Annotated in this window: 24 protein-coding genes, 1 tRNA gene, 2 pseudogenes and 1 other annotated feature; of the genes and pseudogenes, 12 read left to right on the forward strand and 15 right to left on the reverse strand. The window is 69.6% G+C overall.

What is annotated here, in order from left to right; genetic code table 11:
- Nucleotides 1-59: 59 nt before the first annotated feature.
- The 3 genes from V4Y04_RS15560 to V4Y04_RS15570 all read right to left on the reverse strand — a co-directional run bounded on the left by V4Y04_RS15560 (nt 60) and on the right by V4Y04_RS15570 (nt 5,030).
- Nucleotides 60-2,807 (reverse strand): helix-turn-helix transcriptional regulator, encoded by a 2,748-nt coding sequence (locus V4Y04_RS15560; RefSeq protein ID WP_332428529.1) that lies wholly within the window; start codon nt 2,805-2,807, stop codon nt 60-62.
- Between the two features lie 217 nt (nt 2,808-3,024).
- Nucleotides 3,025-3,996, reverse strand: a complete 972-nt coding sequence (locus V4Y04_RS15565; RefSeq protein WP_332428530.1) for a diacylglycerol/lipid kinase family protein — start codon at nt 3,994-3,996, stop codon at nt 3,025-3,027.
- A gap of 350 nt (nt 3,997-4,346) precedes the next feature.
- Complete coding sequence (locus V4Y04_RS15570) at nt 4,347-5,030, reverse strand: HdeD family acid-resistance protein (RefSeq protein WP_332428532.1); 684 nt, start codon at nt 5,028-5,030, stop codon at nt 4,347-4,349.
- A 193-nt stretch (nt 5,031-5,223) separates the two neighbouring features.
- Between V4Y04_RS15570 and V4Y04_RS15575 the strand changes: the two genes are divergently transcribed.
- The gene (locus V4Y04_RS15575; protein WP_332428534.1) at nt 5,224-5,769 is read left to right on the forward strand and encodes a helix-turn-helix domain-containing protein; all 546 of its coding nucleotides are present in this window, start codon (nt 5,224-5,226) and stop codon (nt 5,767-5,769) included.
- Between the two features lie 15 nt (nt 5,770-5,784).
- Here the strand turns inward: V4Y04_RS15575 and V4Y04_RS15580 are convergent, their stop codons facing one another.
- Nucleotides 5,785-6,612 (reverse strand): alpha/beta fold hydrolase, encoded by an 828-nt coding sequence (locus V4Y04_RS15580; RefSeq protein WP_332428535.1) that lies wholly within the window; start codon nt 6,610-6,612, stop codon nt 5,785-5,787.
- 490 nt (nt 6,613-7,102) lie between these two features.
- Here V4Y04_RS15580 and V4Y04_RS15585 point away from each other — a divergent pair, with 490 nt between their 5' ends.
- A complete protein-coding gene (locus tag V4Y04_RS15585; RefSeq protein WP_332428536.1) occupies nt 7,103-8,329 on the forward strand; it encodes an amidase domain-containing protein in 1,227 nt (408 codons plus the stop codon).
- A 49-nt stretch (nt 8,330-8,378) separates the two neighbouring features.
- The gene (locus V4Y04_RS15590) at nt 8,379-8,786 is read left to right on the forward strand and encodes a hypothetical protein (protein ID WP_332428537.1); all 408 of its coding nucleotides are present in this window, start codon (nt 8,379-8,381) and stop codon (nt 8,784-8,786) included.
- A 1,611-nt stretch (nt 8,787-10,397) separates the two neighbouring features.
- Here V4Y04_RS15590 and V4Y04_RS15595 read toward each other — a convergent pair.
- A complete protein-coding gene (locus V4Y04_RS15595) occupies nt 10,398-10,865 on the reverse strand; it encodes a type II toxin-antitoxin system VapC family toxin (RefSeq protein ID WP_332428539.1) in 468 nt (155 codons plus the stop codon).
- Nucleotides 10,855-11,124: a type II toxin-antitoxin system Phd/YefM family antitoxin gene (locus tag V4Y04_RS15600; protein WP_332428540.1), complete on the reverse strand. Its 270-nt coding sequence runs from the start codon at nt 11,122-11,124 to the stop codon at nt 10,855-10,857. The genes V4Y04_RS15595 and V4Y04_RS15600 overlap by 11 nt, the downstream gene beginning before the upstream one ends.
- 366 nt (nt 11,125-11,490) lie before the next feature.
- Between V4Y04_RS15600 and V4Y04_RS15605 the strand changes: the two genes are divergently transcribed.
- Nucleotides 11,491-11,688: a hypothetical protein gene (locus tag V4Y04_RS15605; protein WP_332428541.1), complete on the forward strand. Its 198-nt coding sequence runs from the start codon at nt 11,491-11,493 to the stop codon at nt 11,686-11,688.
- 48 nt (nt 11,689-11,736) lie between these two features.
- On the opposite strand, the gene V4Y04_RS15610 is transcribed toward V4Y04_RS15605, so the two are convergent.
- From V4Y04_RS15610 to V4Y04_RS15630, 5 genes are all read right to left on the reverse strand, one after another.
- The gene (locus tag V4Y04_RS15610) at nt 11,737-11,979 is read right to left on the reverse strand and encodes a hypothetical protein (RefSeq protein ID WP_332428542.1); all 243 of its coding nucleotides are present in this window, start codon (nt 11,977-11,979) and stop codon (nt 11,737-11,739) included.
- Between the two features lie 555 nt (nt 11,980-12,534).
- On the reverse strand, nt 12,535-13,389 hold the full coding sequence (locus tag V4Y04_RS15615; protein ID WP_332428544.1) for a carbohydrate ABC transporter permease: 855 nt from the start codon (nt 13,387-13,389) through the stop codon (nt 12,535-12,537).
- A 9-nt stretch (nt 13,390-13,398) separates the two neighbouring features.
- Nucleotides 13,399-14,406, reverse strand: a complete 1,008-nt coding sequence (locus tag V4Y04_RS15620; protein ID WP_332428545.1) for a carbohydrate ABC transporter permease — start codon at nt 14,404-14,406, stop codon at nt 13,399-13,401.
- Nucleotides 14,407-14,470: 64 nt separating this feature from the next.
- The gene (locus V4Y04_RS15625; protein ID WP_332428546.1) at nt 14,471-15,814 is read right to left on the reverse strand and encodes an ABC transporter substrate-binding protein; all 1,344 of its coding nucleotides are present in this window, start codon (nt 15,812-15,814) and stop codon (nt 14,471-14,473) included.
- An 80-nt stretch (nt 15,815-15,894) separates the two neighbouring features.
- Complete coding sequence (locus V4Y04_RS15630) at nt 15,895-16,914, reverse strand: LacI family DNA-binding transcriptional regulator (RefSeq protein WP_332428548.1); 1,020 nt, start codon at nt 16,912-16,914, stop codon at nt 15,895-15,897.
- A 146-nt stretch (nt 16,915-17,060) separates the two neighbouring features.
- Between V4Y04_RS15630 and V4Y04_RS15635 the strand changes: the two genes are divergently transcribed.
- Entirely contained in the window at nt 17,061-18,446 is a 1,386-nt protein-coding gene (locus tag V4Y04_RS15635) for a mucin-1 (RefSeq protein WP_332428550.1), read from the forward strand.
- Between the two features lie 163 nt (nt 18,447-18,609).
- Nucleotides 18,610-18,738: a sequence feature (AL1L pseudoknot), on the reverse strand.
- Here V4Y04_RS15635 and V4Y04_RS15640 read toward each other — a convergent pair.
- Together V4Y04_RS15640 and V4Y04_RS15645 are read right to left on the reverse strand one after the other, a co-directional pair.
- On the reverse strand, nt 18,699-19,025 hold the full coding sequence (locus V4Y04_RS15640) for a transposase (protein ID WP_332432859.1): 327 nt from the start codon (nt 19,023-19,025) through the stop codon (nt 18,699-18,701). (Overlaps the previous feature by 40 nt.)
- Before the next feature lie 105 nt (nt 19,026-19,130).
- Nucleotides 19,131-19,268, reverse strand: a pseudogene (locus V4Y04_RS15645) (helix-hairpin-helix domain-containing protein); the annotation flags it as partial.
- A gap of 546 nt (nt 19,269-19,814) precedes the next feature.
- On the opposite strand from V4Y04_RS15645, the gene V4Y04_RS15650 reads away from it, so the two are divergent.
- The 5 genes and pseudogenes from V4Y04_RS15650 (at nt 19,815) to V4Y04_RS15670 (ending at nt 23,889) form a co-directional block, all read left to right on the forward strand.
- Entirely contained in the window at nt 19,815-20,957 is a 1,143-nt protein-coding gene (locus V4Y04_RS15650; protein ID WP_332428553.1) for a site-2 protease family protein, read from the forward strand.
- A 551-nt stretch (nt 20,958-21,508) separates the two neighbouring features.
- Nucleotides 21,509-21,607, forward strand: a pseudogene (locus tag V4Y04_RS15655) (universal stress protein); the annotation flags it as partial.
- Between the two features lie 410 nt (nt 21,608-22,017).
- The gene (locus V4Y04_RS15660; RefSeq protein WP_332428554.1) at nt 22,018-23,346 is read left to right on the forward strand and encodes a phosphoribosyltransferase family protein; all 1,329 of its coding nucleotides are present in this window, start codon (nt 22,018-22,020) and stop codon (nt 23,344-23,346) included.
- Between the two features lie 60 nt (nt 23,347-23,406).
- A complete protein-coding gene (locus V4Y04_RS15665; RefSeq protein WP_332428556.1) occupies nt 23,407-23,637 on the forward strand; it encodes a hypothetical protein in 231 nt (76 codons plus the stop codon).
- Nucleotides 23,638-23,814: 177 nt separating this feature from the next.
- A tRNA-OTHER gene (locus tag V4Y04_RS15670) sits at nt 23,815-23,889 on the forward strand.
- An 89-nt stretch (nt 23,890-23,978) separates the two neighbouring features.
- On the opposite strand, the gene V4Y04_RS15675 is transcribed toward V4Y04_RS15670, so the two are convergent.
- Complete coding sequence (locus V4Y04_RS15675; RefSeq protein ID WP_332428557.1) at nt 23,979-24,407, reverse strand: type II toxin-antitoxin system VapC family toxin; 429 nt, start codon at nt 24,405-24,407, stop codon at nt 23,979-23,981.
- Nucleotides 24,404-24,676, reverse strand: coding sequence for a hypothetical protein (locus tag V4Y04_RS15680; RefSeq protein ID WP_332428559.1), 273 nt, complete (start codon nt 24,674-24,676; stop codon nt 24,404-24,406). Before V4Y04_RS15680 ends, V4Y04_RS15675 begins: the two co-directional genes overlap by 4 nt.
- Nucleotides 24,677-24,755: 79 nt before the next feature.
- On the opposite strand from V4Y04_RS15680, the gene V4Y04_RS15685 reads away from it, so the two are divergent.
- Nucleotides 24,756-24,881, forward strand: coding sequence for a hypothetical protein (locus V4Y04_RS15685; protein ID WP_332428560.1), 126 nt, complete (start codon nt 24,756-24,758; stop codon nt 24,879-24,881).
- Nucleotides 24,882-25,427: 546 nt separating this feature from the next.
- On the forward strand, nt 25,428-25,937 hold the full coding sequence (locus V4Y04_RS15690) for a GNAT family N-acetyltransferase (RefSeq protein WP_332428562.1): 510 nt from the start codon (nt 25,428-25,430) through the stop codon (nt 25,935-25,937).
- The last annotated feature ends 393 nt before the right edge of the window (nt 25,938-26,330 follow it).

Here is a 26,330-nt window from a genome sequence, read left to right on the forward strand (position 1 = left end):
CGGCGTCCACCGAGGAGGAGACGGTCGGAGGCGGGGATCGGGTGGAAGACGTCGGAACCCTAGTCGAGGACACGGTGGGCGAGCTGGGTGCGGGAGGTCACCCCGAGCTTCCGGAACACCTTGCGCAGGTGGTACTCCACGGTGCTGGGGCTGACGAACAGCTGCGCGGCGATCTCCCGGTTCGCCTCTCCTCGGCTCACCAGGGCGGCGATCTGCGCCTCCTGGGGGGTGAGCTCCTCGGGGGTCCCCAGCTCCCGCTTCCGGGCGCACTCGCCCGTGGCGCGCAGTTCCACGCGCGCCCGCTCGGCGAAGCCATGGAGGCCCATGCCGTCGAACATGTCGTGCGCGGTGCGCAGCTGGTCGCGTGCCTCCCGACGCCGACGCTGGCGGCGCAGCCACTCGCCGTAGAGGAGGTGGGCGCGGGCGAGCTGGGGAGCGGCTCGGGTCCGGCCGAGCAGCGGGAGCGCGTCCTCGTACTCCTGCCGGGCCTCGGCCGGGGTGGCCAGCAGGGCCCGGGAGCGGGCGAGCAACCCGAGGGCGAGGGGAGTGCCGGTCGCGGTCGCGCGGTCCTCCAGACGATGGAGTGCGCGTTCTGCCAGGTCTCGCCGACCGGCGCGGACGGCTGCCTCTACCAGGTCGGGCAGTGCCTGGGTCCCGACGAGCGGCGTGTCGTCGGTGTACGCCGCATCCAGGCATCCGATGGCGGAGCCGTAGTTGCCGAGGCTGATCTCCAGCACGCCGAGGAAATAGGCCGCCATGGCCATCTCACCGGCGGCGCCCCTGCCCGGGGCCTCCCGTGCGACCGCCGCCGCGGTCGCACGCGCTTCCGCCTCGCGGCCGCTCAGGCTGAGGGTGAGCAGCGTGTGCGCGCCCGTGGGAGGGACGATGGCGGGATTGCCGGTCATCTCCGCCAGTTCGTGCGCCTCCGCCTCCGCGGCCCGGGCCGCGGCCAGCCGTCCGGCGGGCCCGTCGACATAGGCGCTCCGGAAGGCGAGCGCGCCGGCCAGCCTGGCCAAGGCGCCGCTCGCGCGAGCCCGGTCGATCCAGTCAGTGGTCAGCCGCTCCACCGAGGCGTCGTCCAACAGATCGGCGGCCGCGACGGCGGCCAGTTCCAGTCGTTGGAGCGCGACGTCGGGGTCCACCTCGTCCACGAGGAAGGCCTGGATCGCGCGGCGCAACGCCGGCATGGCCGCCGCATAACCACCGGTCACCCGTGCGGTGTAGCCCTGGAGCAGCAGATTGGCTGCCGAGTCCGGAAGGTCGCCCGTAGGTGGCAGATTCCGCGCCGTTCGGGCGTTCTCGCACAGGAGGGAGGCGCTGGGCGCCCACCCGGCGAACACCGCGGCCTCCAGTGCGCAGAGCAGCGCGTCCCTCGCGGCGCACGGGTCGAGCGGCCGCAATCGCCGTGCCGCACAGGCCAGGACGGAGGCGGACTCGGCCACCTGTCCGCGGTGGAACCGGATCCTTCCCTTCAGCTCGGTCGCCTGCGCGGTCGACAGCGGATCGTGCAGACCCGTGGCGGCCTCGGCCAGCAGGGCCTCGGCCCGGTCGACCGCCCCCGCGACCACGTGGGCCTGTGCTGCCGACAGTCGGCGCTCGGCCCGCCGCTCCTCGTCGGGGGTCAGCAACGCCGCGCGCTCCAGGAGCGCAGCCGCGGCGGCGTAGCCACCACGGCTCCTGGCCCGGTCCGCTGCCGCCACCAGCTGATCCGCGACCCCGTCGTCGGGCCTGGCGGTGGCCGCGGCCAGGTGCCAGGCCCGGGGAGCCGGATCGCGCTGCGGATCGCAGGCCGCCGCGAGGGCCCGGTGGGCCTCCCGCCGCCGACCCGGGGCCACGGCGTGGTAGACCGCCGAGCGGACGAGCGGGTGGGAGAACCGCACCTCCGGCCAGAAGGCCACCATTCCCGCGGCCTCCGCGGGCACCGCGGCGGCCTCCGGGATGCCCAGCGCGGCGGCCGCGTGCCACAGCCGATCGCCGCGGCCCGGCTGCTCCGCCGCCGCCAGCAACAGCAGCGTCTGTGTGTCCGTGGGAAGTTTCCGCACGCGGCGCCCGAACAGGTCTTCGAGCTCGTGGCCGACGGGCAGCGGCTCGGGCAGCGGTACCTGTCCGCGCAGTTGCTCCGGGGTCAGCTCGGCCGTGGCCTCGACAATGGCCAGGGGGTTGCCACCGGTCCCGGCGACGATGCGCTCCGCCACTCCGGCCTCGGTGGGCCGGCCGCCCGCGGTCGCCAGCAGCTCGTGCGCGTCCGGCTCCGGCAGGCCGGCGAGCCGAAGACCCGGCAACGCCTGCAGATGGGGGTCCGGCTCCGTGGTTTCCCGGATCGCGAACAGCATCCCGACTTTGTCGGCCAGCAGCCGGCGGGCCACGAAGCCGAAAACGTCGGCGGACTCGTCGTCCAGCCACTGCGCGTCGTCGATCACGCACAGGACCGGCCGGACCTCGGCGGCGTCTGCCAGCAGCGTCAGCACGGCCAGACCGACCAGGAACGGATCGGCCGGCGGCCCGCTCACCAGCCCGAAGGCCACGCCCAGCGCCCGCCGCTGCGGCCCGGGCAGCCGGTCCACGCTGTGCAGGAAGGGGCCGAGCAACTGGTGGACGGCGGCAAAGCCCAGGGCCATCTCCGACTCGACCGCCACCGTCCGGACGATCTGCAGGTCCGCGGCACGCTCGACCGCGTAGTCGAGCAACGCCGACTTCCCCACTCCAGGCTCCCCGCGGAGGACCAGCGCGCCGCTCATCCCGGCCCGCACGCTGTCAAGCTCTTGGTGGAGCGCCTGCTTCTCCGCGCGACGGTCAATCAACCGCACTTAACGACCGTAATCCTCATCGCCCTTTCGTGCAGCTTCCCGACCGACGGCATCCACGACCCCCACCGGAGCGCCGACACGACACGCCACCACTCCCACGTGATCACCGACCCTATGCCCGACCAGCGGAAACGCGGTCCTCAAGTCCGGAAAGACAACAACTTCCCAAAAGGACAAGCTCAGTGGCCCCATGTTGGGCTGACCGGCTGGTCAACCGTCAACCGTTGCCCCCTGCTCGCAGTGCTCCCGGGCGCCCGGGCACGCGCTCCGGCGGGATCCCCGGCCGGTCCTTCGGCAGCAGCACACGCAGGGCACCCGGCCGAATTCCACACATGACGGGGAGAGGGAGCGTCACCGCTTCGCCGTCGATCCCCGCGTCCAGGTGCCGCACGTCACCGTGCAACGTGATACCGGAAGCCGACCAGAGGACAGCCCCTTCACCTGCCGGACCAAGACCGCGCTTGTGTCGTCGCAGTTCGCTGCGCAGGTGCCGGAGGAGATCCGGAGGCGTCTCCGTCGGGCGCTTGAGGACGATGCCGCCCAGCATTCCTGTGCTGAGCGCAAAGCGACGCCCCAGCCAGCGCGGTGTGGCCAGGTGGTAGGGGTTGTTGGAGATCAGCACCACCTGCGGGAACTCGACGGTCCCCCATGGGGTGTCCACGCAGGCCTCGACCCACTGCTTGCCCTTGAGGTAATCGGGTGCCACCGCAGCGAAAGCGCGCTTCTTGTCCTCCCGGTACCCGGGCTCCAGCAGGGCGTCGGCGTACATGCCGAAAGAGACGTTGTTGACGAAGACGCGCGGGCCGAGCACCCCCAGGTCCACCCGTGCGGGCTCACCGTCGACCAGGGCGCCCAGCGCCTGCGCCGGATCGCGGACGTCGAGGCCCAGGTCCCGGGCGAAGTGGTTGCGGGTGCCCGCCGGAACCACCACCAGCGACCGGCCCGCGTCGGCGGCCACCGCGGCGACCGCCGATACAGTGCCGTCGCCGCCCGCGACTCCCAGCACCTGTGCCCCCTGCTGGACGGCGTTCCTCGCGAGCGACGCTGCGTCCTCATCCGCGCTGGTCATCCAGACCTGGGCGCCTATGTCCTCGGCCCGCTGGACCAGACCGTAACGAGCAGGCTTACCACCGCCCGAGCGCGGATTCGTCACGATCACTACCCGGGCACGCGTCCGAGCGCCGGCCATCACCGCACCCACTTTCGCCGCTGAGGCCGGCCTTCGACCGACCGATTGAAGCCGTAGGACCAGGCTGGCAGATCCCGCGCCCTCTTCGCTGGCCGGGAACGACCGCTCGGCGCCTTTCCCTGCCCTGGGCACGCCACCAGATCGGAGCTGGTTCTCCAGCCGGATCGATAGCTGTGCCGGCGCCAGACGGAAGAGCTGGTCGTCTGATGGCACGGGCACGTCCTCGCCGGGAGCGGCGGCAGCCGGCGGAGGGCCTGACCAGCGGTGGAGGGCGCCGATGAGCTTTGCGTGCCGCAGACACCCGGTACGGCGGGCGCTGCACAAGCGGGGTGCCGGAGCCTTTGCCGTGATCAGTGTTGGGGATGTGGCTCGGAGTGGAACAGAGGACGCCGCCGCCGCTTGGCAGCAGTGCCTGAAGCGAGGCGGCCGATTTCGATCCGCATCTTGATGGCGTGGAATACCTCAACCACCCCAAGAACTAGGGCCATGACGCCCACCGCCAAGGTGAGCGCGGCAATCGAGGTGAACGGTGAGACGATCAGCACGACGCCCGCCAGCATGCTCATGATCCCGAAGAACAGCATCCAGCCACGCGCCGGCATGGCCGGGGCGGAGGAAGCCGTGGCCGTCATCATGATGCCGCGCAGCAGCCAGCTGAAGCCGATCCACAGGGCAAGCAGCAGGACCGACTGCAGGGTGCCCCGGAAGCAGATCAGCCCGAGCAGGACGGAGAGCGCCCCCGTGATGAAATGCAGTGCCCGAAGATGACCGGGAACGTGAGTGCCGAAGGCGGCGACCAACTGGAAGACCCCGGTGACCAGCAGGTAGATGCCGAAGAGCACGCCGACGACCTGCAACGTCTCTTTCGGCCAGGCAAAAATCACGACCCCCAGGGCGATAGTGGCCAGGCCCATGGTGAGAAGGATCTGCCAACTCAGGTTCGCCAGGGCACTCGGCTTTCCCATCGCAGAGGTGTCTCGTGGCTCCGCGCCGTGCGGAGAGTTGATATCCGAGGAACCGGAGGGATGCGTCATGGTGTCTCCTCCTTCCGGGAACGACGTGGCCGAATTTGATGTACTTCCATCGTCACCCGTCCAGCCCCGTATCGCTCGGTCAGAACGCAGGTTCGCTCGTGCCACATCGGTGCCCCCGGACTTGCCCGTTGGCCGGCTCCCTCCGGGCGGTGTCATAGCCTCGAAGCAACAGTGCAGGTGAGAAGGGTTGCTCGTGGCAGTGCGGAGACCGTTGACGCTCGAGGAGCGTGAGGAGATCGCGGTCGGCCGCGCCCGGGACGAAGGGGTGCGGGAGATTGCGCGGCGGATCGGCCGGGACCCGTCGGTGGTCAGCCGGGAGATACGCCGGAACAGTTCGCGGCGCGGTTACCGGGCCTCGACCGCGGACCGTCGGGCCGCACAGCGACGTCGGCGCCCTCAACGGCAGGTGCTGAACACCGACTTGGTTCTGCGGGAGCGCGTCCTGGCGGACCTGCGGTACAGGCGGACACCGAACCAGATCGCGGGGCGTTTGAAACTCGAGTCCGCAGACGCGAGTGTGGCCCTCATGGAAGGCTCGCTCCCGGCCGGCGGGAAAACGATCTCGCACGAGGCCGTCTACACGTGGATCTACGCGCTGCCCAAGGGCGAGCTCGCCCGCCTGGGCGTGATGCTGCCCAGCCGCCGCACCGCCCGCGGCCCCCGCCGCTGCCTCGGCTACCTCACCCCACAGGAAGCCTTCCAGCGAGCCCTGACCGAAGATGTTGCTTCAACGAATTGACACCGCCGTGGCCAGTCAGCCGCGTGCGAATTCGAGGAGGTCGGCGTTGAACCGTTCCGCGAACTCGGGAACCATCGACAAGCCGTGCGGAGCACCCGGGTAGACCTTGAAGGTCACGTCCTTGACGAGCTTCGACGATTTATTCGCAGATGCCACAATGGGAACGATCTGATCGTCGTCGCCGTGAATGATCAGCGTGGGGATGTCGAACTTTTTGAGATCCTCAGTGAGGTCGGTCTCGGAGAACGCCTTGATGCAGTCGTAGGCGCCCTTGATGCCCACCGTCATGCTCCAGAGCCAGAACGCGTCGCGGGTCCCCTGCGAGACGGTCGATCCTTCGCGGTTGGCGCCGTAGAAGGGAGTACTGAGGTCCTTGTAGAACTGGGAACGGTCCGTCAGCACGCCTTTTCGGAGCTCGTCGAAGACGTCGATCGGCAGCCCCTCCGGGTTCGCTTCCGTCTTGAGCATCAACGGGGGGATCGCGCCGAGGAGAACCGCCTTGGTAACGCGACTCGAGCCGTGTCGGCCGATGTAGCGTGTGACCTCTCCTCCACCGGTCGAGTGACCGACCAGGATGACGTTATGAAGGTCGAGGGCCTCGATGACCGAGGCCAGATCTTCAGCGTACGTGTCGAGGTCGTTCCCCTCCCAGGGCTGGCCCGAGCGTCCACCCCCGCGCCGGTCGTGGGCCACAACCCGGAAGCCGTTGTCCGCCATCAGCTCCAGCTGCGGATCCCACGCGTCCGCGGTCAGTGGCCAGCCGTGGGAAAAGACCACCGGTGGGCCCGACCCCCAGTCCTTGAAGTAGATCTGCGTGCCGTCCTTGGCCGTGGCAAAGGCCATAATTGCCTCTCTAGCAATTGTCCGGAACTCCGCATTTCACGGGAATTCAGTGCCCGAGCCGCACTTGGAATGTCACACCACGACCAGCAGCGGACGCACATGGGGGGGGCGACGGAGAGGTCGGCAGCGGAAGGCGGCTGATGAGCACGTAGTGAGTCCCACCCTACTCGGGAAGCTCCGCTTCAGCTCATCGGGCAGGCCACAGCGATCACCCCGCCCGCAGTTCGCATCGTAAACACCCGCTGTCCAGGACCCGGGGGGAACTTCAGTGAGGGCATACCCGCTGACCTGGCCGCGGGACGCGTGCTGCCCGGCCTCGCCTCTGAACCTCGACGCCACTCTGATCACCTGGCGCTCCGAGAGGGGCCCGGAGCCCGAAACGGAACCCGGATACCCGGGAACGCGTGTACGAAAAGACCTCGCTGCACGTGACTGGAGGTGACAGGATGCCTTCAACCAGCCTGTCAAAGGCCTGAGTTGGGGGAAGTTCATGAGGAACGGGAGCTACAGACGTGCCACGGCGCTGGCCTTGGGCGCGACGCTGCTGGCCGCACTGCCGCCCGCCGCGACCGCTCATGCCACGGACAGCGCAGCCGCCCAGGCCACGGCGGAGGCGGCCCGCACCGTGGATGCCGAGACCACCCATGACTTCGCCGCTCTCGCGGATGCCGTACTGACCAGACGGACCTCCGCGCTCCTGGACGGATCTCAGGCCACCCGCCGTGCCGGCGCGGTGTTGCCACTGAAGGGCGGCGTGCACGTCACCAGCAGTCTGGCCCGCACGGAGGACACGGCGACCGAGGTACTGCGTGACCGCAGGGCGCGACTCGCCGACCTGGACGAGGCGTACACGGCGGCCGAGACCGAGATCGACGTGGACAGGGTGCGGGTGACCGGCGACCGGGCGACTGCCCAGGTCACCGAGACGACGATGCTCACGTACAAGAAGATCCAGGGCGACGAGCCGCCGACCACCGGCTTTCAGGCCAGGCACGAGCTGACCTTCGTCGCCGCGCCGGACGGCACGTGGGAGCTGACCGGATTCACGCCTCTCGACGAGGAAGGGCCGGCCGCGGTCAACTCGGTGGCGGAAACCGCCGGGGACAGCGGGCCCACGTTCACCGGCATGGCCGAGGACCCGATCGACGAGGGCGGCGAGCCTGAAACCGACGGCCCCGCGCCCCAGGAGAGCCAGGCGGGCACCACCCAGCCCACCGTCCAGGCCCAGGCCAAGGTCAGCGCCACCGCGAGCTACAACTACACCGCCATGGCGAAGTACGCGGAGAAGTACTGGAAGAACTACAACACCAACTACCGCAAGTTCAACGACGTCGGGGGCGACTGCACGAACTTCATCAGCCAGGCGCTGCGGGCCGGCGGCTGGAAAAACGACACAGGTTGGTACAAGAGCTACAAGAACTGGTGGTACAACTCCTCGAACCAGACGACGTCCTGGATCAACGTCAACTACTGGGCGTCCTTCGCTCTGCACAGCGACCGGGCCTACAACCTGGACAACGTGTACAAGCTGGGGATCGGGGACATCCTCCAGATGGACTTCAGCGGCAACAGGTCCAAGGACCACTCCATGATCACCACGTACAAGAGCGGCGGAGTGCCCTACCTCACCTACCACTCGACCAACACCTACCGGAAGTCGGTGAAGAGCCTTGTGGCGCAGTACCCGCGCGCGACCTACTACGCCTTCCGCACCTGACGGAAGCGGACACCGCTCGTGGCGGCGTCGCGCCGGGCTGCTCATGGCGGTGCTCTGCGCGATAGCGCTCACCGCATGCGGCGGCGGGGACGGCTCTGCGTCCGCGAAACCCGACCTGGCGGACCAGGACCGTTTCCTGCACGACTACGTACGGTTCCTCAACCGCTCGGACGAGGGCGGGCTGGCCGGGCTGCTCGACGCCCATCCCCAGGGCTCCAAGGACGCCCGCGCCCGGATCAAGGCGTACGGCGGACAGGACTGGGACGTCCGGTGGACGCGCACCTCTGACTTCGAGGGCGTATGGAAAGTGGACGTGTCCGGCACCGCAGGTGTCAAGCGCCGACCCGTCCGCGTCACCGAGACCATCATCTGGGAGAAGGCGCGGTGGGTGATGGCCCCGCTCCCGGGTGTCGTACCGACCCCACCCGACGCGGCGGGGACCGAACCGCCCGGGTGAGCGCATCAGAGCCCGGCCGTTTCGCCTGAGCGGCGTCCGGTCTTGAACAAAACAGCGAATGTACCTCCTGACCTGGGGCGGCCGGGCTTGTCCAAGGCTTCTGTCGTTCCAGCAGGAAGACACTTTCTGCGTACACACCATCGCCCGGCCCCCAGGCTCGTCGTCTCGGCCGACGCCCACGGAGTGGTCAGCCACGCAGGATCGCGTGCCCACGCTTGCCTTCTTCGCCGGGCTGTTCGCGCTTCGGTCACCGCAGACTGCAAGAGACGGCCAAGCGAAGGCACCCGCCAGGCGCAAGTGCGCATCGTGCACGTCACCGACCGAACACACCATGGGTGAGTCGGCGGAACCAGCCTCGAAGATGCCGGCACAGCGGGCCACCGGACGGAAAGTCCGTGAACGTCTCCCGGCTCATCGCCGTGCAGGAGGACCGTCCACAAACTTTCCGTCCGGTGGCCGGGATAGGTCGTGAGCAGGGAGTGAAGGGCTTCGCGCCCCAGTCCCTGCCGCTGTCAGTTATCGCTGACCCAGACGTCCAGGATTCGTCCCGTACGGCACTGCGGGCAGAACCGGAAGCGCAACCGCCCGATCTCTGCTTGCCTCGGGTCGAGGAGAACGATCTCGAACAGCCGTCCACGGCGCTGAGGGACGATGCGGCTGAGCTGCCGCGCCCGACTGCCCGCGCACCGACACTCCAAGACCGGGTCTCCCGCGCATCCATGACCCCACGCCCTACCCATCGGCCCGAGCTCCGGCAATACCGTCGTCCCCACGGGGCCAAAGAGTGCAGGAGGAATTTCCGGCGTTCCTGCACGGCTGCATCACCCCAGCCTGACACGCGCCACGTGTGCCGCGCGTGAGCTTCCCGCGACAGACATGTGGCTCCCAGATCGTGTGGTCACACGACATCCGGCCAGTCACCCGCGCCCGGAGTTGTCGGCGGTCGCTGAACCTGGACCCCTTTGGGGTCGGTGACTTTGGCGGCCGTCGCCATCGCCCTCGGTATCGCCTACGACCGCGCGTTCCCGCACCGCCAGCAGGACGGCATGCACCCGAACTCCGCCGCTCGCCGACGGTGACGGCCGCCTGTCGAGAGATCCGGACCCCTTGGGCACAAGGGGAAGAGCCCGAGCGGAAGAAGCCCCGCTCCTGGCCCGGACACCCTTCCACCACGCAGGCGGTCGTGCATGCTCGTGAGAAATGAGTGACGGCGCCCATACTGCCGGGTGTCGGAAAGCAGCCGCACCGGCCGTCTGCTGTGTCCGGCAGATGAGGCGTCGCGTCAGGAGGGGCGCCGACACTGCTGGTCAGAGCTCTGGATGCGTGAGCGGACGGAGCGGCACCCACTGTCAGGAAGCAAGGCCGGGCGTCAGGCCGGGTGCTGCTGACCTGCACGGACAGCAGCACCCGGCACAAAAGAACACCACCGGTCAAGGATTCGATCCCACTCCTCAAGCGGGTGTCGCAGGTTCGAATCCTGCCGGGGGCACAGAAGTAAGGGCCGGCTCGAAGGGCTTGATCCTCCGAACCGGCCCTACGGCATGATCTCGTCCGTGCCACGCTCGCACCACGAAGTCCGTTGAGCCCCCACCCACACGGCGCGCCCCGGCGTCAGCCGTCGTGGGGCACCCTCGGGCGGGTGACCGGTACGACGGTGAGGAGGTCGTCCAGCCCTTTGAAGTCGTCGGGGTTGGTGGTGAAGAGGGGAAGGTCCTCGGCCACGGCGATGGCGGCGATCATCAAGTCGGCCACCCGGCGACGCGGCTTGCGGCCCGCGCTGATCACCGCGGCGCAGATGCGGCCGTAAATACGGGCCGCGTCGGCGTCGAAGGGGATGGGGTCGAACTCGTTCTCGGCGCGTTGCAGGACGTCGAGCCTGCGGGCGCGTTCGGCGTGTTCGTCGTAGCCGCTCTGTTCGTCGTTGCGACGGACCTCGTGCGGGCCGGCGGACAACTCGGCCAGGGTGATGGCGGTGATCGCCATTTCGTCCGGTAGTTCCTCGGGGGCCACCCACCGGCGCAGAATCATGATGTTGGTGTCGAGGAGTCCCTGCGCGTACGTCGAGCGGTCAGCGGGCATAGGGATCGTCCGGGTAGGTGTCGGCCGTGGCGTCCTGGTCGGCGCGGAAGGTGTCGAGGTCGATGTCGGGGGCGGTCCTGGACATCGCGGCGAACTCCTGGCGGGAGACGAACCGACGGCGTCGCCGCAGAGGAACGAGCTCACCGATCGGGTGTCCGTCACGGGTGACGGTGAACGACTGGCCGCCCTGTATGGCGTCCATGATCTCTCGGGACCGGTTGCGCAGATCCCGCTGGGTGATTTCGGGCTGAACGCTCATACCGACCACGGTAGCACCCGGTGCTACCGGGTAGCACTTCACGCCGAAGGCTCGCGCCGACAAGCCTTCGACCGTGAACGCGGTGAGCGACCAGGGCAGGCCGGCAGTCGTCACGGGCAGCCCCCGCTGGAACAGATTCAGCACACATGAGGCCGGGAAACCCCACGAACATACGAGAACCACGGAGGGGTGTTTTCCCAGGCCAGACACCCCAAGACCGACGTTTTCGCAGGTCACAGCCCTGCCCAGGGAAAACTCCTAAAGCGGGTGTCGCAGGTTCGAATCCTGCCGGGGGCACAGAGAAACACCTGGTCAGAGGCCCTTCCGTCCGGCGGACGGGAGGGTCTCTGCGCTTGCAGCACACATATGGCAGTGGGTGAGCTCAAGGACGCGTCCGGCGTGCCGCTCGGAAGGCCGGGCGCACGTCTGGGGTGGAAGACGACCACCCATCTCACCAAGGGCCGGCTCTTCGTGCTCGGCGAGCGGGGAGTGTCCGCTGAGATCGAACAGCGGGCCGCGGATGCCGCCGCGGCCGTGGCCCGAGCGTGGCGCGACCGGCACTGAGCACGCTGCCGGCCTGATGCGAGGAAAGCCGGAGGCGTCGTCCCGGCTCTACGCGGTGGCGTGACTCCCCCAGGTTGTCACCACTGCCAGTCCCTCCGGGGCCGTCACCTCCACCGAGCCGTCCGCCGTCAGCGTGACGTCCAGCCGCCCGCCGCCGACTTGGAGCCCCGTCACCGTCAGCGGGGCGTGTCTCCCGGCGAAGGTGGGGGCCACGGTGACCGTGCCGGCCGGGACGTCCGCATCCAGGCCGAGGACCGAGCGCAGTACCAGGACCGAGGAGCGGCTGCCCACGCCTGGGGTCGGCAGGACGCCGGGTAGGGGGCTGGGTACGGGCCCGCCTCCCTGCCGTGGCCGGCGAAGAGTTCGGGCAGGCGGGCGTCGAATGCCGTCGACGCTGTCAGTAGGCCCTCTGCCGGTGATGCGGCGGCGTCGGGGAAGCCTGCCCCGGTCAGGCCGTGAAGGGCGATCGCGGTGTCGTACGGCCGTGACGGTTCGGCGGCGGTGCAGGGCGCGGGCCGGGTCCACCGCCACCTCGTCGAGGCCCCGCAGGAGCGACCGGAATTCCGCCCGGTTCGCTCCCCTCGGCCCGCCGTCGACCGGAGCGAGGGTGATGCCTTCGGTTGCGACGGTCAGCTGGGCCGACGCCCTGCGGTCACCGTGGTAGAAACCGGCGGCACCCCCGTCGAGCCGCCCGTCCGCGCGGGAGATCGCCGGACTCGGCGCGCACAGGGTGAGGACCGCGTCGCACAGGAACGGCAGCAGGCCCTCGCTCGCAGAGGCGGCCGCCGGGGCGTTGGCGGTGGGTGGTCCACAACAGCAGTACCTCTCGGGAACTCGGGAAGCGGCTCAGCCCTTGACGGCTGAGCTGGCGACACCCTGGACGAACCAGCGCTGGAAGAAGGCGAAGACGATCAGGACGGGCAGGACGAGCAGGACGCCGAAGGCGAGAATCTGGCCCCAGTCCGGGGGCAGCTGGGCCTGGAAGACGCTCATCTCCAGCGGCAGCGGGCGTACCGAGGGGTCGGAGACCATCAGGACCGGCCAGAGGAAGGAGCCCCACTGGATGAGGAAGGTCAGGATCGCCACGGACGCGAAGGCCGGCTTCGACATCGGGACGATGATCGCGAAGAAGGTGCGCCAGGGGCCCGCGCCGTCGAGACGGGCGGCTTCCTCGATACTCGGCGGGATCGAGCGGAAGAACGTGTGGAACTGGTAGACCGAGAAGGCGTTGGCGATGAACGGGATCGCCTGGATGAACAGCGTGTTGCGCTGGTCGTTGAACATGTAGAAGAGCGGGACGGCCACCGACTCGAACGGGACCAGCAGCAGCAGCAGGACGAGGGTGAAGACGGCGTTCCGGCCACGCCACTTCAGCCGTGACAGGCCGTACGCCGCCATCGAGTTGATGAACAGGCCGCCCGTCACCACGACGAACGACAGCAGCAGCGAGATGCCCATGAAGCGCCAGAAGTAGCCGGTGCTGTCGGAGTTGAGGCTGTCGAGGACGGCCGTGTAGTTGTCGAAGGACAGGTGGGTCGGGAGGAAGCCGGACAGGCCGTTCAGGACTTCGTCGGACGGCTTGAGGCTGCCCATGAACAGGTAGATCACCGGCAGCGCGAAGATGAAGGCCAGCACGCTCAGGACGGCGTAGTCGAGGAAGCGGCGCAGGGGTGTGCGGGTGAGGCCCGTGTGGATGCTCATGGTCAGTCCTCAGTCCTCGTTGTCGGGCCGGACGACGCGGCGCTGGATGAGGGTCAGGACGACGACGATCAGGAAGAAGACGACGGTGATCGCGGACGCCTGGCCGACGTTGTTCTGGTCGAAGGCGGTGGTGACGGCCTGGTACATCACGGTGCGGGCGGCGTCCTCGTTGAGGCCGCCGCCCTTGACGAGGACGTACACCTGGTCGAAGACCCGGAAGGAGAGCACCGAGGTGAGCATGGCGACGAAGACGAGGGTTCCGCGGATGCCGGGCAGGGTGACGTGGCGGAACTGCTGCCAGCGGCTCGCGCGGTCGAGTTCGGCGGCTTCGTAGAGCTCGCCCGGGATCTGCTGGAGGCCGGCGAGTAGGATGACCATCTGGAAGCCGACTCCCTGCCAGACGGACAGCACGATGATCGAGGCCATCGCGGTGGCGGAGTCGCCGAGCCAGTCGAAGGCGCCCCAGTTGCCGAAACTCACCGCGTGCAGCGCGGAGTTGAGCATGCCCTGGTCGCTGCGGGCGAGGATGAGCCGCCAGATCACGGCGACCAGCGCCATCGGGAAGACGACCGGCATGAAGAAGAGGGACCGGAACAGGCCGATCGCCTTGAGCTTGCGGTTGAGCAGGATCGCCAGCCCGAGTGCCAGCGCCGTCTGCACGGGGACGACGACCACGGCGAAGGTCAGGTTGTTCAGCAGGGCCCGCAGGAACGGGCCGGACAGGTCGGGGTCGGTGAACAGTCGGCGGTACTGCTCCAGGCCGAAGAAGGCCGGCGCGAGCGGAGAGCCGAGGCGGACGTTGTAGAAGGAGAGGACGACGGCGTAGCCGAACGGGACGCCGACGAAGGCGACGAGTCCGGCGACGGCAGGCGTGGACATGAGCAGTCCGTGCAGCCAGTCGCGGTTCTTGCGCACGGGGCGCGCCGGACGCGCCGGACGCGCGGGCTTTTCGGCGGTCACGGGTGGGGCCTTCTCCCGGGCGTGGGGCGCGGCGTGTGCCGGTTCTGCGGATGTCACGGATGGGTCCTGTTCCCGGCGGGGGCGGGCACGGCGTGCGCGGGCCCGCCCCCGGCCGATGGTCCTACGGGATCTCGTAGCCGGCGTTGTCGGAGAAGTCCTGGTCGATGGCGCGGGCGGCCTTGGACAGGGCGCTCTTCGGGTCGGCGCCTCCGTAGACCGAGTTGAGGGCCTCGCTGAACTTGGCGGTGATGGTGGGGTATCCGGCGGTCACCGGGCGCGTGACGGCGACGCAGGACTTGGTGATGTCGCTGTCGCCGCAGGGCTTGGCGAGCTGGTCGGCGAAGAGCTGGAGCGGGCCGCTCTGCTTGTACAGGGGGGACGCGGCGAGCGCCGTCTTGGTGGCGGGCGGGGCGCCGTTGGCCGTCGTCATCGCGGTGACGTTGGTGTCGTTGAGGAGGTAGTCCATGAAGGCGCCGGCGGCCTTGGCGTTCTTGGTGTCGGCGCCGATGCCCCAGGCCCAGGATCCCTGGCCGGTCTTGGGGCCGTTGCCGAAGTCGGGCAGCGGCAGGACGACGAGGTCGTCACCGAGGGCCTTGCTGTAGGTGGGGTACATCCAGTGGCCGACCCAGCTCAGGGCGACGCGGCCCTTGGCGAAGGCGTTGCCGTCGGTGTTGGGGTCGACGTACGTCTTCCAGGACTGGACGGTCTTCAGCGCCGAGACCGCCGCCGGAGTGTCGAGGGCGCCCTCCGCCTTGCCGTCCTTGAGCAGCGAGCCTCCGGCCGACCAGACGACGGGGGCGAAGCCGTAGGCGCCCCACTCGGTGGCGAGACCGTTGTTCTCCTGGATGTCGAGGGTCTTGCCGTCGGAGTCCTTGGCCTTCAGCGTCTTGAGCGCGTCCGTGAACTGCTCCGCGGTCCAGCCGTCGGACAGGCTGGTCGGGTACTTCACGCCGGCCGCGTCCAGCAGCTTCTTGTTGCCGTAGATCCCGAGGCCGGAGTCGTACATGCCCAGGCCGTAGTGCTTGCCGCCGATCTCGCCCTGGGACTTGCTCGCGTCGGTGGCGTTGGCCATCGTCTTGGCGGAGACGTGGTCGTCGATGGGGGCGAGCTTCTTGTTGTAGACGAAGTTCGCCATGGTCGGGCCGTCGAACTCCATCACGTCCGGCAGTTCGGAGGCGCTGGTGGCGGTGATTGTCTTGGTGTAGTCGTTGCCGGGTATCAGCTTCAGCTCGACCTTGATGTCGCTCTGCGAGGAGTTGAAGGACTTCACCGCGGCCTGCACGGCGGCGTCCTCGCTCTTCTGGCTCTGGTGGGCCCAGACACTGATGGTGCCCTTGCCGCTGCCGCCCTCCGCGGACGCGTCGGTGCCGCCGCCCCCGCCGCAGGCGGCCAGTGCCGCCAGGGGCAGGGCGAGAGCCAGGCCCGTACAGGCTGTGCGGCGGTACCTTCTGCTGGTCGAACTCATGGTTTATGTCTCCGTGCTGTGGCGAGGGTTCGAGGTGCGGGAGTGCTTTCGAGGCGTGGGGGTGTGGGGCTCGAGGGGTGTCAGTGAGGTCCGCGCGGACGGGGCGGGGCGGTGGTCTCGCGCAGGACGAGGCGGATGGGCATCCGGACATGCCCTGCGGGTTCGGTGTCGGGTTCGTCGAGCTGGCGCAGCAGGAGCCGCGCGGCCTCGGCGCCCTGCTCGGCGACTGGCTGGGCAACGGTGGTCAGGCCGACCACGTCGGCGAGTTCGTGGTCGTCGAAGCCGACGACGGACACGTCGTCCGGGACCTTCAGCCGGTGGCGGCGCAGGGCGCGCAGCGCGCCCATCGCCATCTCGTCGGACTGCGCGAACACAGCGGTCGGCGGGCGGGAGGCGGCCAGCAGTTCGGTCATGGCCCGCTCGCCGCCGTCGACGGTGTAGTCACCGTCCGCCTCCAGGGCCGCATCGTGCTCGATCCCGGCGTCGGCCAGGACGTCCAGGTAGGCGTTGCGGCGCTCGATGGGGGTGGTCCAGTGCAGCGGCCCGCTGGACCCGCTGATCATGCCGATGCGGCGGTGGCCGAGGTTCACCAGATGCCGTACGGCGCTCTCGGTGCCGGCCCGGTCGTCTATCCCGACGACGGTGAACCCGGGCCGGGTGCCGCCGACCGTGGTGGCCAACGGCACCCCCAGTGAGCGCAGCGCGGCCGACTCCTCATCGTCAGGAATGAGGAGGGACAGCACCGCGTCCACTCGCTTGCGGACCGGCAGCCTCGTGAAGAAACGCTTGCGCGTTTCCGGCGAGCCCAGGTTGTACAGCAGCACGTCGTACCCGGCGGCGCTGAACACCTTCTCGGCCGCGTCCAGCACGGTGCCGAAGAACCAGCGGCCCACATAGGGGACCAGCACCCCGATGGTGTAGGTGCGGCCGCTGGCCAGGCTGGAAGCGGAACGGGACGCGGTGTAGCCGAGCTGGGCGGCGGCGGCCGCGATCCGGTCCCGTACCTCGTCGGACACGCCCTGCCGGCCGCGCAGGGCGCGGGACACGGTGGACGCGGAGACGCCGACCGCCTGAGCGACGTCGTTGATGCTGGCCGTCACGGCGCAGTTCCTCCCGTTGGTTTCACGTCGGTGTGAGCTGTGGGGTGACGTGACCGTAAACCCGCCCATCTTGTTGCGCAAGCGTTTGCGCTCATATTTACTTGGGATGATTCCAAAGAGAGTCCGTTTTTATCGATGGTCAGCGCATGCGTTTGAGCGCTGTGAGCCGACAGGAACTGCGCATGCGATACGCCCCGCCCGGCCTCTGCGTGAACGACTTCGCCCTGCTGCGGGACGAGGACGGCACGTACACGGTGCTGCACCTGCAGGGGCCCTGGACAGCCGAGTTCGACCACCTGCGGATGGAGACCTCCTACGGCCGGGCCACCTCCACCGACCTGGTCGACTGGCAGCCGCAGGGCACCGCCTTCGGGGTCGGCCTGCCCGGCCGCTTCGACCAGCAGGCGGTGTGGACCATGCACCCCGTCCGGCACGGCGACGGAATGGCGATGTTCTACACGGGCGTGAGCGGACTGACGGCAGGCGGCTGGCCGTTGCAGTCGGTCGGGCTGGCGTACTCCGACCGCACCGACGGCACCGGCTGGCAACGCCACGGCACCGCACCGGTCGTCGAGGCGGACTCGCGCTGGTACCGCACCGGCGAACAGATGGCCTGGCGCGACCCCTTCGTTGTACGCGACGACGAGTCGGACTGCTGGGTGATGGTCGTCTGCGCCAGCGACGCCTCCCTCCCGGTCGAGGCCGGCGGATGCGTCGCCTGGGCCACCTCCGACGACCTGGAGCACTGGACCGTCCACCCGCCGCTCATCTCACCCGGCGACGTCGACGAACTGGAGTGCCCGGTCCTGGAACGCCTCGACGACGGCAGCTGGCTCCTGCTCGGCTCCATCGGCGCGACCCGCGGCTTCGAGTCGTGGACCGCTCCCAGCCTGCGGGGCCCCTGGACCCGGCGCGGCCCACTCGGTCCGACCGGTTCCTACGCCCCCCGGATCATCTCCGCCCCCGACGGCTCCCGCGTCGTGCTGCACACCACGCCCCGTCAGGTCGGCCTCACCGACACCGGTGACCGCTGCCGCGGCATGCTGGCCCAGCCGAAGCGCCTGGTCGTTCCCGCGGACGGAGCACCGCGCCTGGAGTGGTGGCCCGGTCTGGACGCGTGGCTCGGCAAGGAGACCGACGTGCCCGTCCTGCACGCGGTCGGCGGCCTCGGTATATCCGGGCCCGTCGAGATCACCCTGCGCACCCGTACCGACGAAGGCGGACAGCCCGCCCTCACCGTCGGCTGTGACGGCAAGAACCTGTGGATGACCGGCCCGGACGGCGCTCGGCTCGGCGAGACCGTCCTGACCGAGCCCGCCGCGAGCCTGCGGATCCTCGCTATCGGGGAGTACGTCGAGGTCTACGCCGACGGTGTTTTCGCCCTGACCACTCTGTGCTATTCAGGCCACCCCGCCACGTGGACAGCCTTCGCTGAAGGACGTACCCGCACGATCCCCGTCCGCCCGATCCGCCTTCCCGCCCCCGACCGCGACGACGCCTCGGCCGTCTGGCCCGGTCCGTCGCCCCGCTGAGCGGCGGCAACTGACCCTGCGTCACGGCGTGGTCACCAGGCCCTTCGGCGGAACGGATTCAGCGCACATGAGGTCGGGAAAACCCGTGACCACGTGAGAACCACGGAGGAATTGTTTCCCGGCCGGCCACCCTGCGGCCAACATCTCCGCAGGTTTAGGTGCTCGGCGCGATCTCGGCGTCGGTGTCCTTCAGTGCCGCGCAGATCGGCTGGACGCCGAATTCCTCTTTGTACTGGTCGATGTAGGCGACCTTCATCGCAGTGGACGGTCCAGCTCCGCCGCGAAGAAAGCCGACGCGGACTTCAGGATCGAGTTGGCTCGCCTCAACTCCTTGACTTCACGCTTGAGTTCAGCGATCCGGGCCGCGTCCTGGCTCGTCGTCCCGGGCTGCAGGCCCTCGTCGGTCTCGGCGCGCTTGACCCAGGTCCTCAACGCCTCGGGGTGGACATCGAGCTGGTCGGCGATGCGCTTCCCGGCGCCATTGCGTGCCGCAGGGTCCTTGCGGGCCTCGACGGCCATCCGTGTCGCACGCTCACGCAGCTCGTCGGAGTACTTCCGGGGTGCAGCAATGATCGGGATCCTTCCGGGTCTTTGATGTCTCCATCAAAGACCCGGGGCGGTTCAGTCGACGCGCTCCCGGTGCTGGAGGAGGACGGCAGTCTGGGCGGGGTCCTGACGGCATTCGACATCGGCGGGATGGCCGCCGATCGAGCGGTCGGCCTTTTCGCAGGCGCGCGCCTTGAACGCCTCTCCTCCGGTGATGGCGATGAGATCCGCGTACTCCTGAAGGAGCGCCTCGACCTCCTCGTTGGGCCGGACCACGTCTCACAGTCCAGGAACCGACCTGTCCGGCATGCCGGTTGAGGGCATGCCCGGCGGTACCGCGACCGGACGGAGGCGGTCGCACCCTGAAGTGCCCTCCATGTCTCCAGGCCCCTCCGGCGCGCGAAGCCGTCGGCTCGAGGGTGTACTGGAGGTCAGGAGGATGCGCTCAGCGAGAGGTCCGAGGCGAGCGCTGTCAACGACGACGTGGTGCGCGCACAGTGCATCAATCCCGATGAGCCGGCGGGGTCCGAGCCCGTGACCCGGAACTCCTTCCCACAGGTGGTGGTGTTTCCTTCGCGCCGATCCGTTGCACTACCAGGGGGATCGGGATCTGTGCGCTCGCGTCGGACGACGGTACGGCGGCCGGCGGTACGGCGGGCGGCGGTACGGCGGCCGGCGGTACGGCGGGCGGCGGTACGGCGGCCGGCGGTACGGCGGGCGGCGGTGAGACGGGCGGCGGTGAGACGGGCGGCGGTGAGACGGAGCGGTGGCCGGAGTGGGACGGCTGTCTTTCGGGTGACGGCTCGAGCAGGGGAGAGCGCTATGAGGGCGACGTTCGTTCTGGGACGGATCGCAGGAGTCCGGATCGGCGTGCACTGGAGCGTGCTGCTCATCTTCGGCATCATCGCGTTCGGCCTGTCGCAGGGCCGCCTCCCGGAGACGCATCCGGGGCGGGCCTGGGCGCTGTACTGGGCGGCCGGCCTCTGTACCGCCCTGGTCTTCTTCGCCTCCCTGCTCGCACATGAGCTGGCGCACGCCGTCGTGGCCCGGCGCAACGGCGTCGAAGTGGACGACATCGTGCTGTGGCTGCTGGGCGGAGCGGCCCGGCTCAGGACCGAGGCGTCCAGCCCCGGCGCGGAGCTGAGGATCGCCGGCGTCGGCCCCCTCGTCAGCCTCCTGCTGGGCGGGCTCTTCGCACTCGGTGCCTGGCTGCTCGACCTGGTGTCCGCGTCCGGGATCGTGGTGGAGATGGTGGCGTGGCTGGCAGGCATCAACGTGCTGCTCGCGATCTTCAACTCGCTGCCCGCCGCCCCGCTCGACGGCGGCAGGCTGCTGCGCGCGTTCCTGTGGTGGCGCACGGGGGACCGGCTGCGGGCGACAGCCGGCGCGACCGCGGCGGGGAGGGTCCTCGGGTGGCTGCTGGTGGTCCTCGGGCTGATCGCGTTCATGCGGACCGGCGCGTTCGGCGGTCTGTGGCTGACGCTGATCGGCTGGTTCCTCATCGCGGCCGCCACCGCCGAGGGACGGCAGGCCCAGCTGCGCGGGGTGCTCGCCGGTGTCCCCGTCCGGGACGCCATGACGCCCGAACCTCTCACGGTTCCCGCGGACACCACGGTCACGGACTTCCTCACCAGCGCGCGCTACCGCTACCGGCACTCGGCGTTCCCGGTGATCGACGACGGGGTCCCGGTCGGGCTGGTGACTCTCGACAGCGCCAGAAAGGTGCCGCAGGCCGAGGACCGCCCCGTGACGGTGAGGGAGGTGATGATGCCACTGTCGCAGACCACCGTGGTCGGGCCGGACAGCCCGCTGGCGGATCTGCTGCCGCGCATGGAGCCGGGCGCCGAGCACCGGGTCCTGGTCGTGGATGACGGCAGGCTCGCCGGAATCGTCTCGCTCTCGGACGTCAGCCGAACGGTGACCTGGCTGATGCGTACCGACCCTGGGCGGCGCGATGGTCCGTGACCGCGGGCCGGCACCTGAGCGGGCCGTGTCACAAGGCGCCGTATCGCTCATGCCGCGCACTGCGACGATTCGCGACTGCTTGTTGGTCGGGGCGTGGCAAGTCGGAAGCCGCCGGTCCCGAACGAGGCCGGCAGGACAACCGCGTCCGCGGGCTATGCGGATCTACGAGCCGGGCTGCGTCGTGCACTGGCGCGCAGCGAGGAGGCGTCCGCGCGGCGTCTGGGCTTCGCGGCTGCGGCCGGCCAGGGTGATGGGCTTCTCCACCCGCCGACGAGGGCGGAGGCTCGCGGCGGGGACCTCGCCGCGGTCGTCACTTCGGCGCGTGTGCGAGGGCCGAAGACTGGCGCTCGTCAGAGGCGACCGTCGTCCCCGGCCCGACCAACCTGACCCAACCCGAATCGAAACGGCTCCGGCAGCGCGGCTGGTGGCTGGTGGCTGGTGGCTGCCGTGACGCGCGCACTCCGCTGCGGACGTCGCACACCTCGGGTGCCTGACCACGTGCGCGGATGCCCGAACGCAGCGCACCGCGTTGAGCCGGGCCGGGCGGATTCTCCGGACTGGTGCTCGGCTCGGTCAGCCAGGGCCGCATGCTCCATGCACCTTGCCCGGTCGTCATCGTGCCGCAGCCTGCCGGAGACGGTGCCGCCTGACCGTCCTGCGACGGCAGTACCCGTCGGTGCGGCGGATACGTCAGCCCACCCGGACACAGCGATCTGGGCTTGTCCGTCCCTTCCCTCGGCGCGCGCGGGCCGGCCACACCGTCGATTCACGTGCTGCGGAGCGCCTGTCCGGCCTCGGGTGGCCTCCGGCGGCGGCTGGTCGGACGTGGGCGTGCCGCCACAGCTTCGACGAAGCGGCCGGCCTAGTTGTCGGGGAGGCTTCGCGCGAGGTCGGCTTCGCTCCCCCGGGCCGGTGCATCAGCCGTCCTCCTCGGGTCGCCGTCGGCGGCCGGACCGGGGCGGGTCGCGTGGCGATGCGCATCTGTTCGCTGCGCGGGCGAGGATGGAGGTATGGGGCGGGTGTCGCCCGCCGTGTTCCTCCGGGACGAGGAGGTCGGGTCGTGTTCTTCAGAGATCGTCGTGATGCCGGCCGGCAACTGGCCGCCCGGCTGGGCCATCTGCAGGGGACCGAGGTGGTGGTGCTGGGGCTGCCCCGTGGAGGGGTGCCCGTCGCCGCCGAGGTCGCGGGGGCGCTCGGCGCGCCGCTCGATGTCTGCCTGGTGCGCAAGCTGGGCGTGCCGTTCCAGCCGGAGCTGGGGATGGGAGCGATCGGCGAGGGCGGCGTGCGTGTGATCAACGATGCCGTGGTGCGCACCGCGCGTATCACCCCGGATGAACTTGCCCAGGTCGAGGCCCGTGAGCGGGAAGTGCTGGAGAGCCGCGCCCGGCGCTACCGAGCAGGGCGGGAGCCGGTTGGCACAGAGGGCCGCACGGTGTTGGTGGTCGACGACGGGGTGGCCACGGGGTCCACGGCGCGTGCGGCCTGCCAGATCGCCCGTGCCAGGGGAGCGGCACGGATCGTGCTCGCCGTCCCCGTGGCACCGCACGACTGGACCGCACGGCTCGGCGAGGACGCCGACGAACTGGTATGCCTGCACACCCCGTGGGACTTCTATGCGATCGGGCAGTTCTACGCCGACTTCTCCCAGACCGACGACGATGAGGTCGTCGCCTGTCTGGAAGAAGCCGTGGCCCGTCTGCTGAGCACCCGCCGGACTGAGCCGCCTCACGCGGTGCCGGAGGACCCGGAGGTGGATGTGCAGGCCGGTGGGATGGTGCTGCGCGGGCAGCTGACGTTGCCCGAGAGCGCGGCCGGGGTGGTGCTGTTCGCGCACGGCAGCGGCAGCAGCCGGCACAGCCCGCGCAACCGGTTCGTCGCGCTCGGGCTGAACCGGGCCGGGCTCGGCACTCTCCTGTTCGACCTGCTCACCGAGGAGGAAGAGACAGACAGGGCCAACGTGTTCGACTCAGGTCTGCTGGCCCGGCGGCTGACGGACGCCACCGGCTGGTTGCGCGGTCGGCCGGAGACCCAGGGGCTGGCTGTCGGCTACTTCGGTGCGAGCACCGGCGCGGCCGCCGCGTTGTGGGCGGCCGCCGAGCCCGGCGCGCGGATCGCCGCAGTCGTCTCCAGGGGCGGCAGGCCCGACCTGGCCGGGCCACGGCTGCCGGCGGTGAACGCGCCCACGCTGCTGATCGTCGGGGGCCACGACGAGTTGGTGCTCGACCTCAACCGCGATGCACAGGCCCGGCTGCGCTGCGAGAGCCGGCTCGCGGTCGTCCCCGGCGCGACCCACCTCTTCGAGGAACCCGGTGCCCTGGAGAAGGTCACCGATCTGGCCCGTGACTGGTTCACCGACCACATGGCCCCGGTCCCGCATGCGGCGCGCTGAGTCTGGAACGCGTGCTCCGGTTACGGGCGGGTGCTCGAGCGCAGCGGCACGATCCCTCTGATGACAGGCGAGCACCTCGTCACCGACCTCTTCCTGGAGGGCAGCCCTCGCGCCTGCCGGAGTTCCCGCGTCAGTACCCACGCCCGGGAGGGCGATGTCCGGTACGGATTCGACTACCGACAGCGCACACCACGCCACCATGACGGCGCGCGGCGCCTCGGTGCGTCGACCGGTGACATCTGGTTCGCCTTCCCCCGCAGCAGTACCGGGACCTGGCTGCCGTTTCGCTGAGGTGCCCCCGCTGTGCGGGAGAGGCTGACTAGCTGGTCAGAGCGACGCAAGCAGCCGTTTCACCGGCAGACACATGCCTCCACGGAACGGATTCAGCACACATGAGGCCGGGAAACCACGTGAACTCGCGAGAACTACGGAAGGGTACTTCCCCAGGCCAGACACCCTGCAGCCGACGTCTCCGCAGGTCACAGCCCCGCCCATGGAAAACTCCTGAAGCGGGTGTCGCAGGTTCGAATCCTGCCGGGGGCACAGAGAAAAAGCAGGTCGAATGCCCTGTCGCCCGAGTGGGCGGCAGGGCATCCGGTCTCGCACCACATGTATGTGAGGGGCGCCTCAACCTACAGTTGCTGCTCCCATGGATTGACGACCAGAGCCCCGGTTCGGGCCAGGTGTTTGATGTTGCGGGTGGCGACCGTCCACCCGTTGGCCAGGGCGGTGGCAGCGATCAGGGCGTCCGGTGGGTCGATGCCGGCGCCCGCAGCCTTGAGCGCCTTGTGAACGGTCAGGTAGGCAGCCGCTTCCGACTCGCCGATCGGCGCGATGCGGTCGTGGTATTCGTTCCGTACAGCAGCGAGGGATCGGGCGTAGCGCGCCTGTCGTACGGGATCCGGGGCGGCGGCCACGCCGGCCTCGATCTCGGCCACAGTGATCACACTCAGGAAGCGGTCGGGCCGGGCCGTGGACCGGAACCAGGCCAGGACGCGCGGGTCAGGCGTGGCCCGGGTCGTGAGTTCGGCGACCACGTTGGTGTCGAACAGGTAGATCACTCGGCGTCCGTCTGCTCGTCGTAGGAGCGCGCGCCGAACTCCAGGCCCTCGAACGGCCGGGAGAGCAGGAACTCCTCGAAACCGTCGTTACTCAATGCCACCCAACGGTGAAGCATCTCGGGCAGCGCCTCGATCTCCGTGTCGGCGAGCTCCGCATCGAAATGCCGCCGCTGGTCCTCCGGCAGGGACTCCCGAATGTCACGGATGGTCCGCAGCGGATGCGACGACGAGGACGGTGGGTGAGGCACACCGCCAGGAGCTGTGGTCATCGGCATCCCCTCCACTTGATCAGAACCGTGTGCTGCCGGTGGTCTCAGGCTACGGGTTCCCGCCCACCCGCTCACAGCCTTGTCACCGGAGCCGGCATCCGCCCGGATCCAGAACCTCACCCTCAGCTCGTGGACCGACCAGAACAGATTCCGGCTCGGCGGCATGGAGGACGACGGACCGTACTTCCTGAACTTCGCGTACTGAACTTCGCGTACGGCACCGGCTTCGCCTACCTCAGTCCCGACCGGTCGGAGGGCCGCTTCAGCCGGGAGGCAGCCTGAAGACGTACATCACCGTCTCGGTTCCCATCCCGTTCAACCCCGTTCACAGCCGTTCGGACGAGATCCGGAGCCGTCACCACGCGGACAGCCGGCCGCCGTGAACGCAGGTGAAACGCCCTGCACAAAACCCAAGGCGCCACCAACGCGGTGGGAAGACGTGCCGAAGACGTGCCGGGGTGCACCGAGGCGGGCGCAGGGCAGCGCTGATGTCAGACTCTGAGGAGAGGGTGCCGGTTCGCGGACTGTGTACACGGGAGTGAACCCGGCTGCGTGGTCCTGGCCACCGTCGAGGCAGGTGAGATTCCCCGGCGCCGTCCGGACAGCTACCGCGGGCTGCTGGCTGCTGGCTGCTGGCTGCTGGCTGCTGGCTGCTGGCTGCTGGCTGCTGGCTGCTGCGGGAGAACGCCTACGCCGTCTACCTCCTCCGTCCCCACGACCACACCCCCGACACCAGCGAGAACGAACCGCCATGACCACCTGGACCACCCGCCCCGAGACCACCGCCGACATCCCCGCCATCCGCGACATCAACCTCGCCGCCTTCCCCACCGCGGTCGAGGCCGACATCGTCGACGCACTGCGCGCCGACCCGAAGGCGTGGATCGACGGACTGTCCATCATCACCACTGCCTCCGACGGAATCCCGGTCGGATACGCCCTGCTCACCCGCTGCCACGTCGACAGTCACCCCGCCCTCGCCCTGGCCCCGTGCGCGGTACTGCCCTCCGCCCAGCGCACCGGCGCCGGCTCCGCCGCCATCCGCGCCGCCCTGGACGCAGCCCGGGCCATGGGAGAGAACCTCGTCGTCGTCCTGGGCCACGCCGACTACTACCCGCGGTTCGGCTTCACCCCCGCCTCTCGCTTCGGTGTCCGCGCCCCCTTCGAGGTACCCGACGAGGCCATGATGGCCATGGCCCTCGACGACACCCGCCCCGTCCCCACCGGCTCCATCCAGTACCCCGCCGCGTTCGGCGTCTGACACCACTTGCGGTGCCCACGACTCGTCCTCCCGGGCACCACGGCCGCGCGTCTGCCGGTTGGCCGGGGAGGAAGCGACGGCCGTCGAGCGGCGAGCATGGCACCGTCGGCCAGAAGACGCCCGGTAGCACCGGGTGGCACTTCACGGCGAAGGCTTGCGCCGGTGAGCCTTCGGCCGTGAACGCGGTGAGCGACCGGGGCGGGCCGGTGGCCGTCACGCGCTGTCGCTCGCTGCCGGGACGGCGTGTCGTGGGTGATCGTGGGTGACGAACACCGCCGTGGGCCCGGCGGCAGGGGGCGGTACAAGGGCAGGTGAACGGGCCGACGGCTCGGTGCGTCGCGCGACCGGGCGGGAAGGCTGGGATACTGGGGGACGGAGCGCTGCCCGTGATGT

It is taken from the genome of Streptomyces sp. P9-A2, assembly GCF_036634175.1.
Classification (GTDB): Bacteria; Actinomycetota; Actinomycetes; order Streptomycetales; family Streptomycetaceae; genus Streptomyces; species Streptomyces pratens.

What these genes read in the sequence shown, in the direction of transcription:
- V4Y04_RS15605 (WP_332428541.1), top strand. Translation starts at nt 11,491, where the DNA reads ATGGCAGTGGGTGAGCTCAAGGACGCGTCCGGCGTGCCGCTCGGAAGG.
- V4Y04_RS15625 (WP_332428546.1), bottom strand. Translation starts at nt 15,814, where the DNA reads ATGAGTTCGACCAGCAGAAGGTACCGCCGCACAGCCTGTACGGGCCTG.
- V4Y04_RS15595 (WP_332428539.1), bottom strand. Translation starts at nt 10,865, where the DNA reads ATGCCCGCTGACCGCTCGACGTACGCGCAGGGACTCCTCGACACCAAC.
- V4Y04_RS15650 (WP_332428553.1), top strand. Translation starts at nt 19,815, where the DNA reads ATGAGGGCGACGTTCGTTCTGGGACGGATCGCAGGAGTCCGGATCGGC.
- V4Y04_RS15690 (WP_332428562.1), top strand. Translation starts at nt 25,428, where the DNA reads ATGACCACCTGGACCACCCGCCCCGAGACCACCGCCGACATCCCCGCC.
- V4Y04_RS15565 (WP_332428530.1), bottom strand. Translation starts at nt 3,996, where the DNA reads ATGGCCGGCGCTCGGACGCGTGCCCGGGTAGTGATCGTGACGAATCCG.
- V4Y04_RS15570 (WP_332428532.1), bottom strand. Translation starts at nt 5,030, where the DNA reads ATGACGCATCCCTCCGGTTCCTCGGATATCAACTCTCCGCACGGCGCG.
- V4Y04_RS15580 (WP_332428535.1), bottom strand. Translation starts at nt 6,612, where the DNA reads ATGGCCTTTGCCACGGCCAAGGACGGCACGCAGATCTACTTCAAGGAC.
- V4Y04_RS15600 (WP_332428540.1), bottom strand. Translation starts at nt 11,124, where the DNA reads ATGAGCGTTCAGCCCGAAATCACCCAGCGGGATCTGCGCAACCGGTCC.
- V4Y04_RS15615 (WP_332428544.1), bottom strand. Translation starts at nt 13,389, where the DNA reads ATGAGCATCCACACGGGCCTCACCCGCACACCCCTGCGCCGCTTCCTC.
- V4Y04_RS15635 (WP_332428550.1), top strand. Translation starts at nt 17,061, where the DNA reads ATGCGTTTGAGCGCTGTGAGCCGACAGGAACTGCGCATGCGATACGCC.
- V4Y04_RS15680 (WP_332428559.1), bottom strand. Translation starts at nt 24,676, where the DNA reads ATGACCACAGCTCCTGGCGGTGTGCCTCACCCACCGTCCTCGTCGTCG.
- V4Y04_RS15585 (WP_332428536.1), top strand. Translation starts at nt 7,103, where the DNA reads ATGAGGAACGGGAGCTACAGACGTGCCACGGCGCTGGCCTTGGGCGCG.
- V4Y04_RS15665 (WP_332428556.1), top strand. Translation starts at nt 23,407, where the DNA reads ATGACAGGCGAGCACCTCGTCACCGACCTCTTCCTGGAGGGCAGCCCT.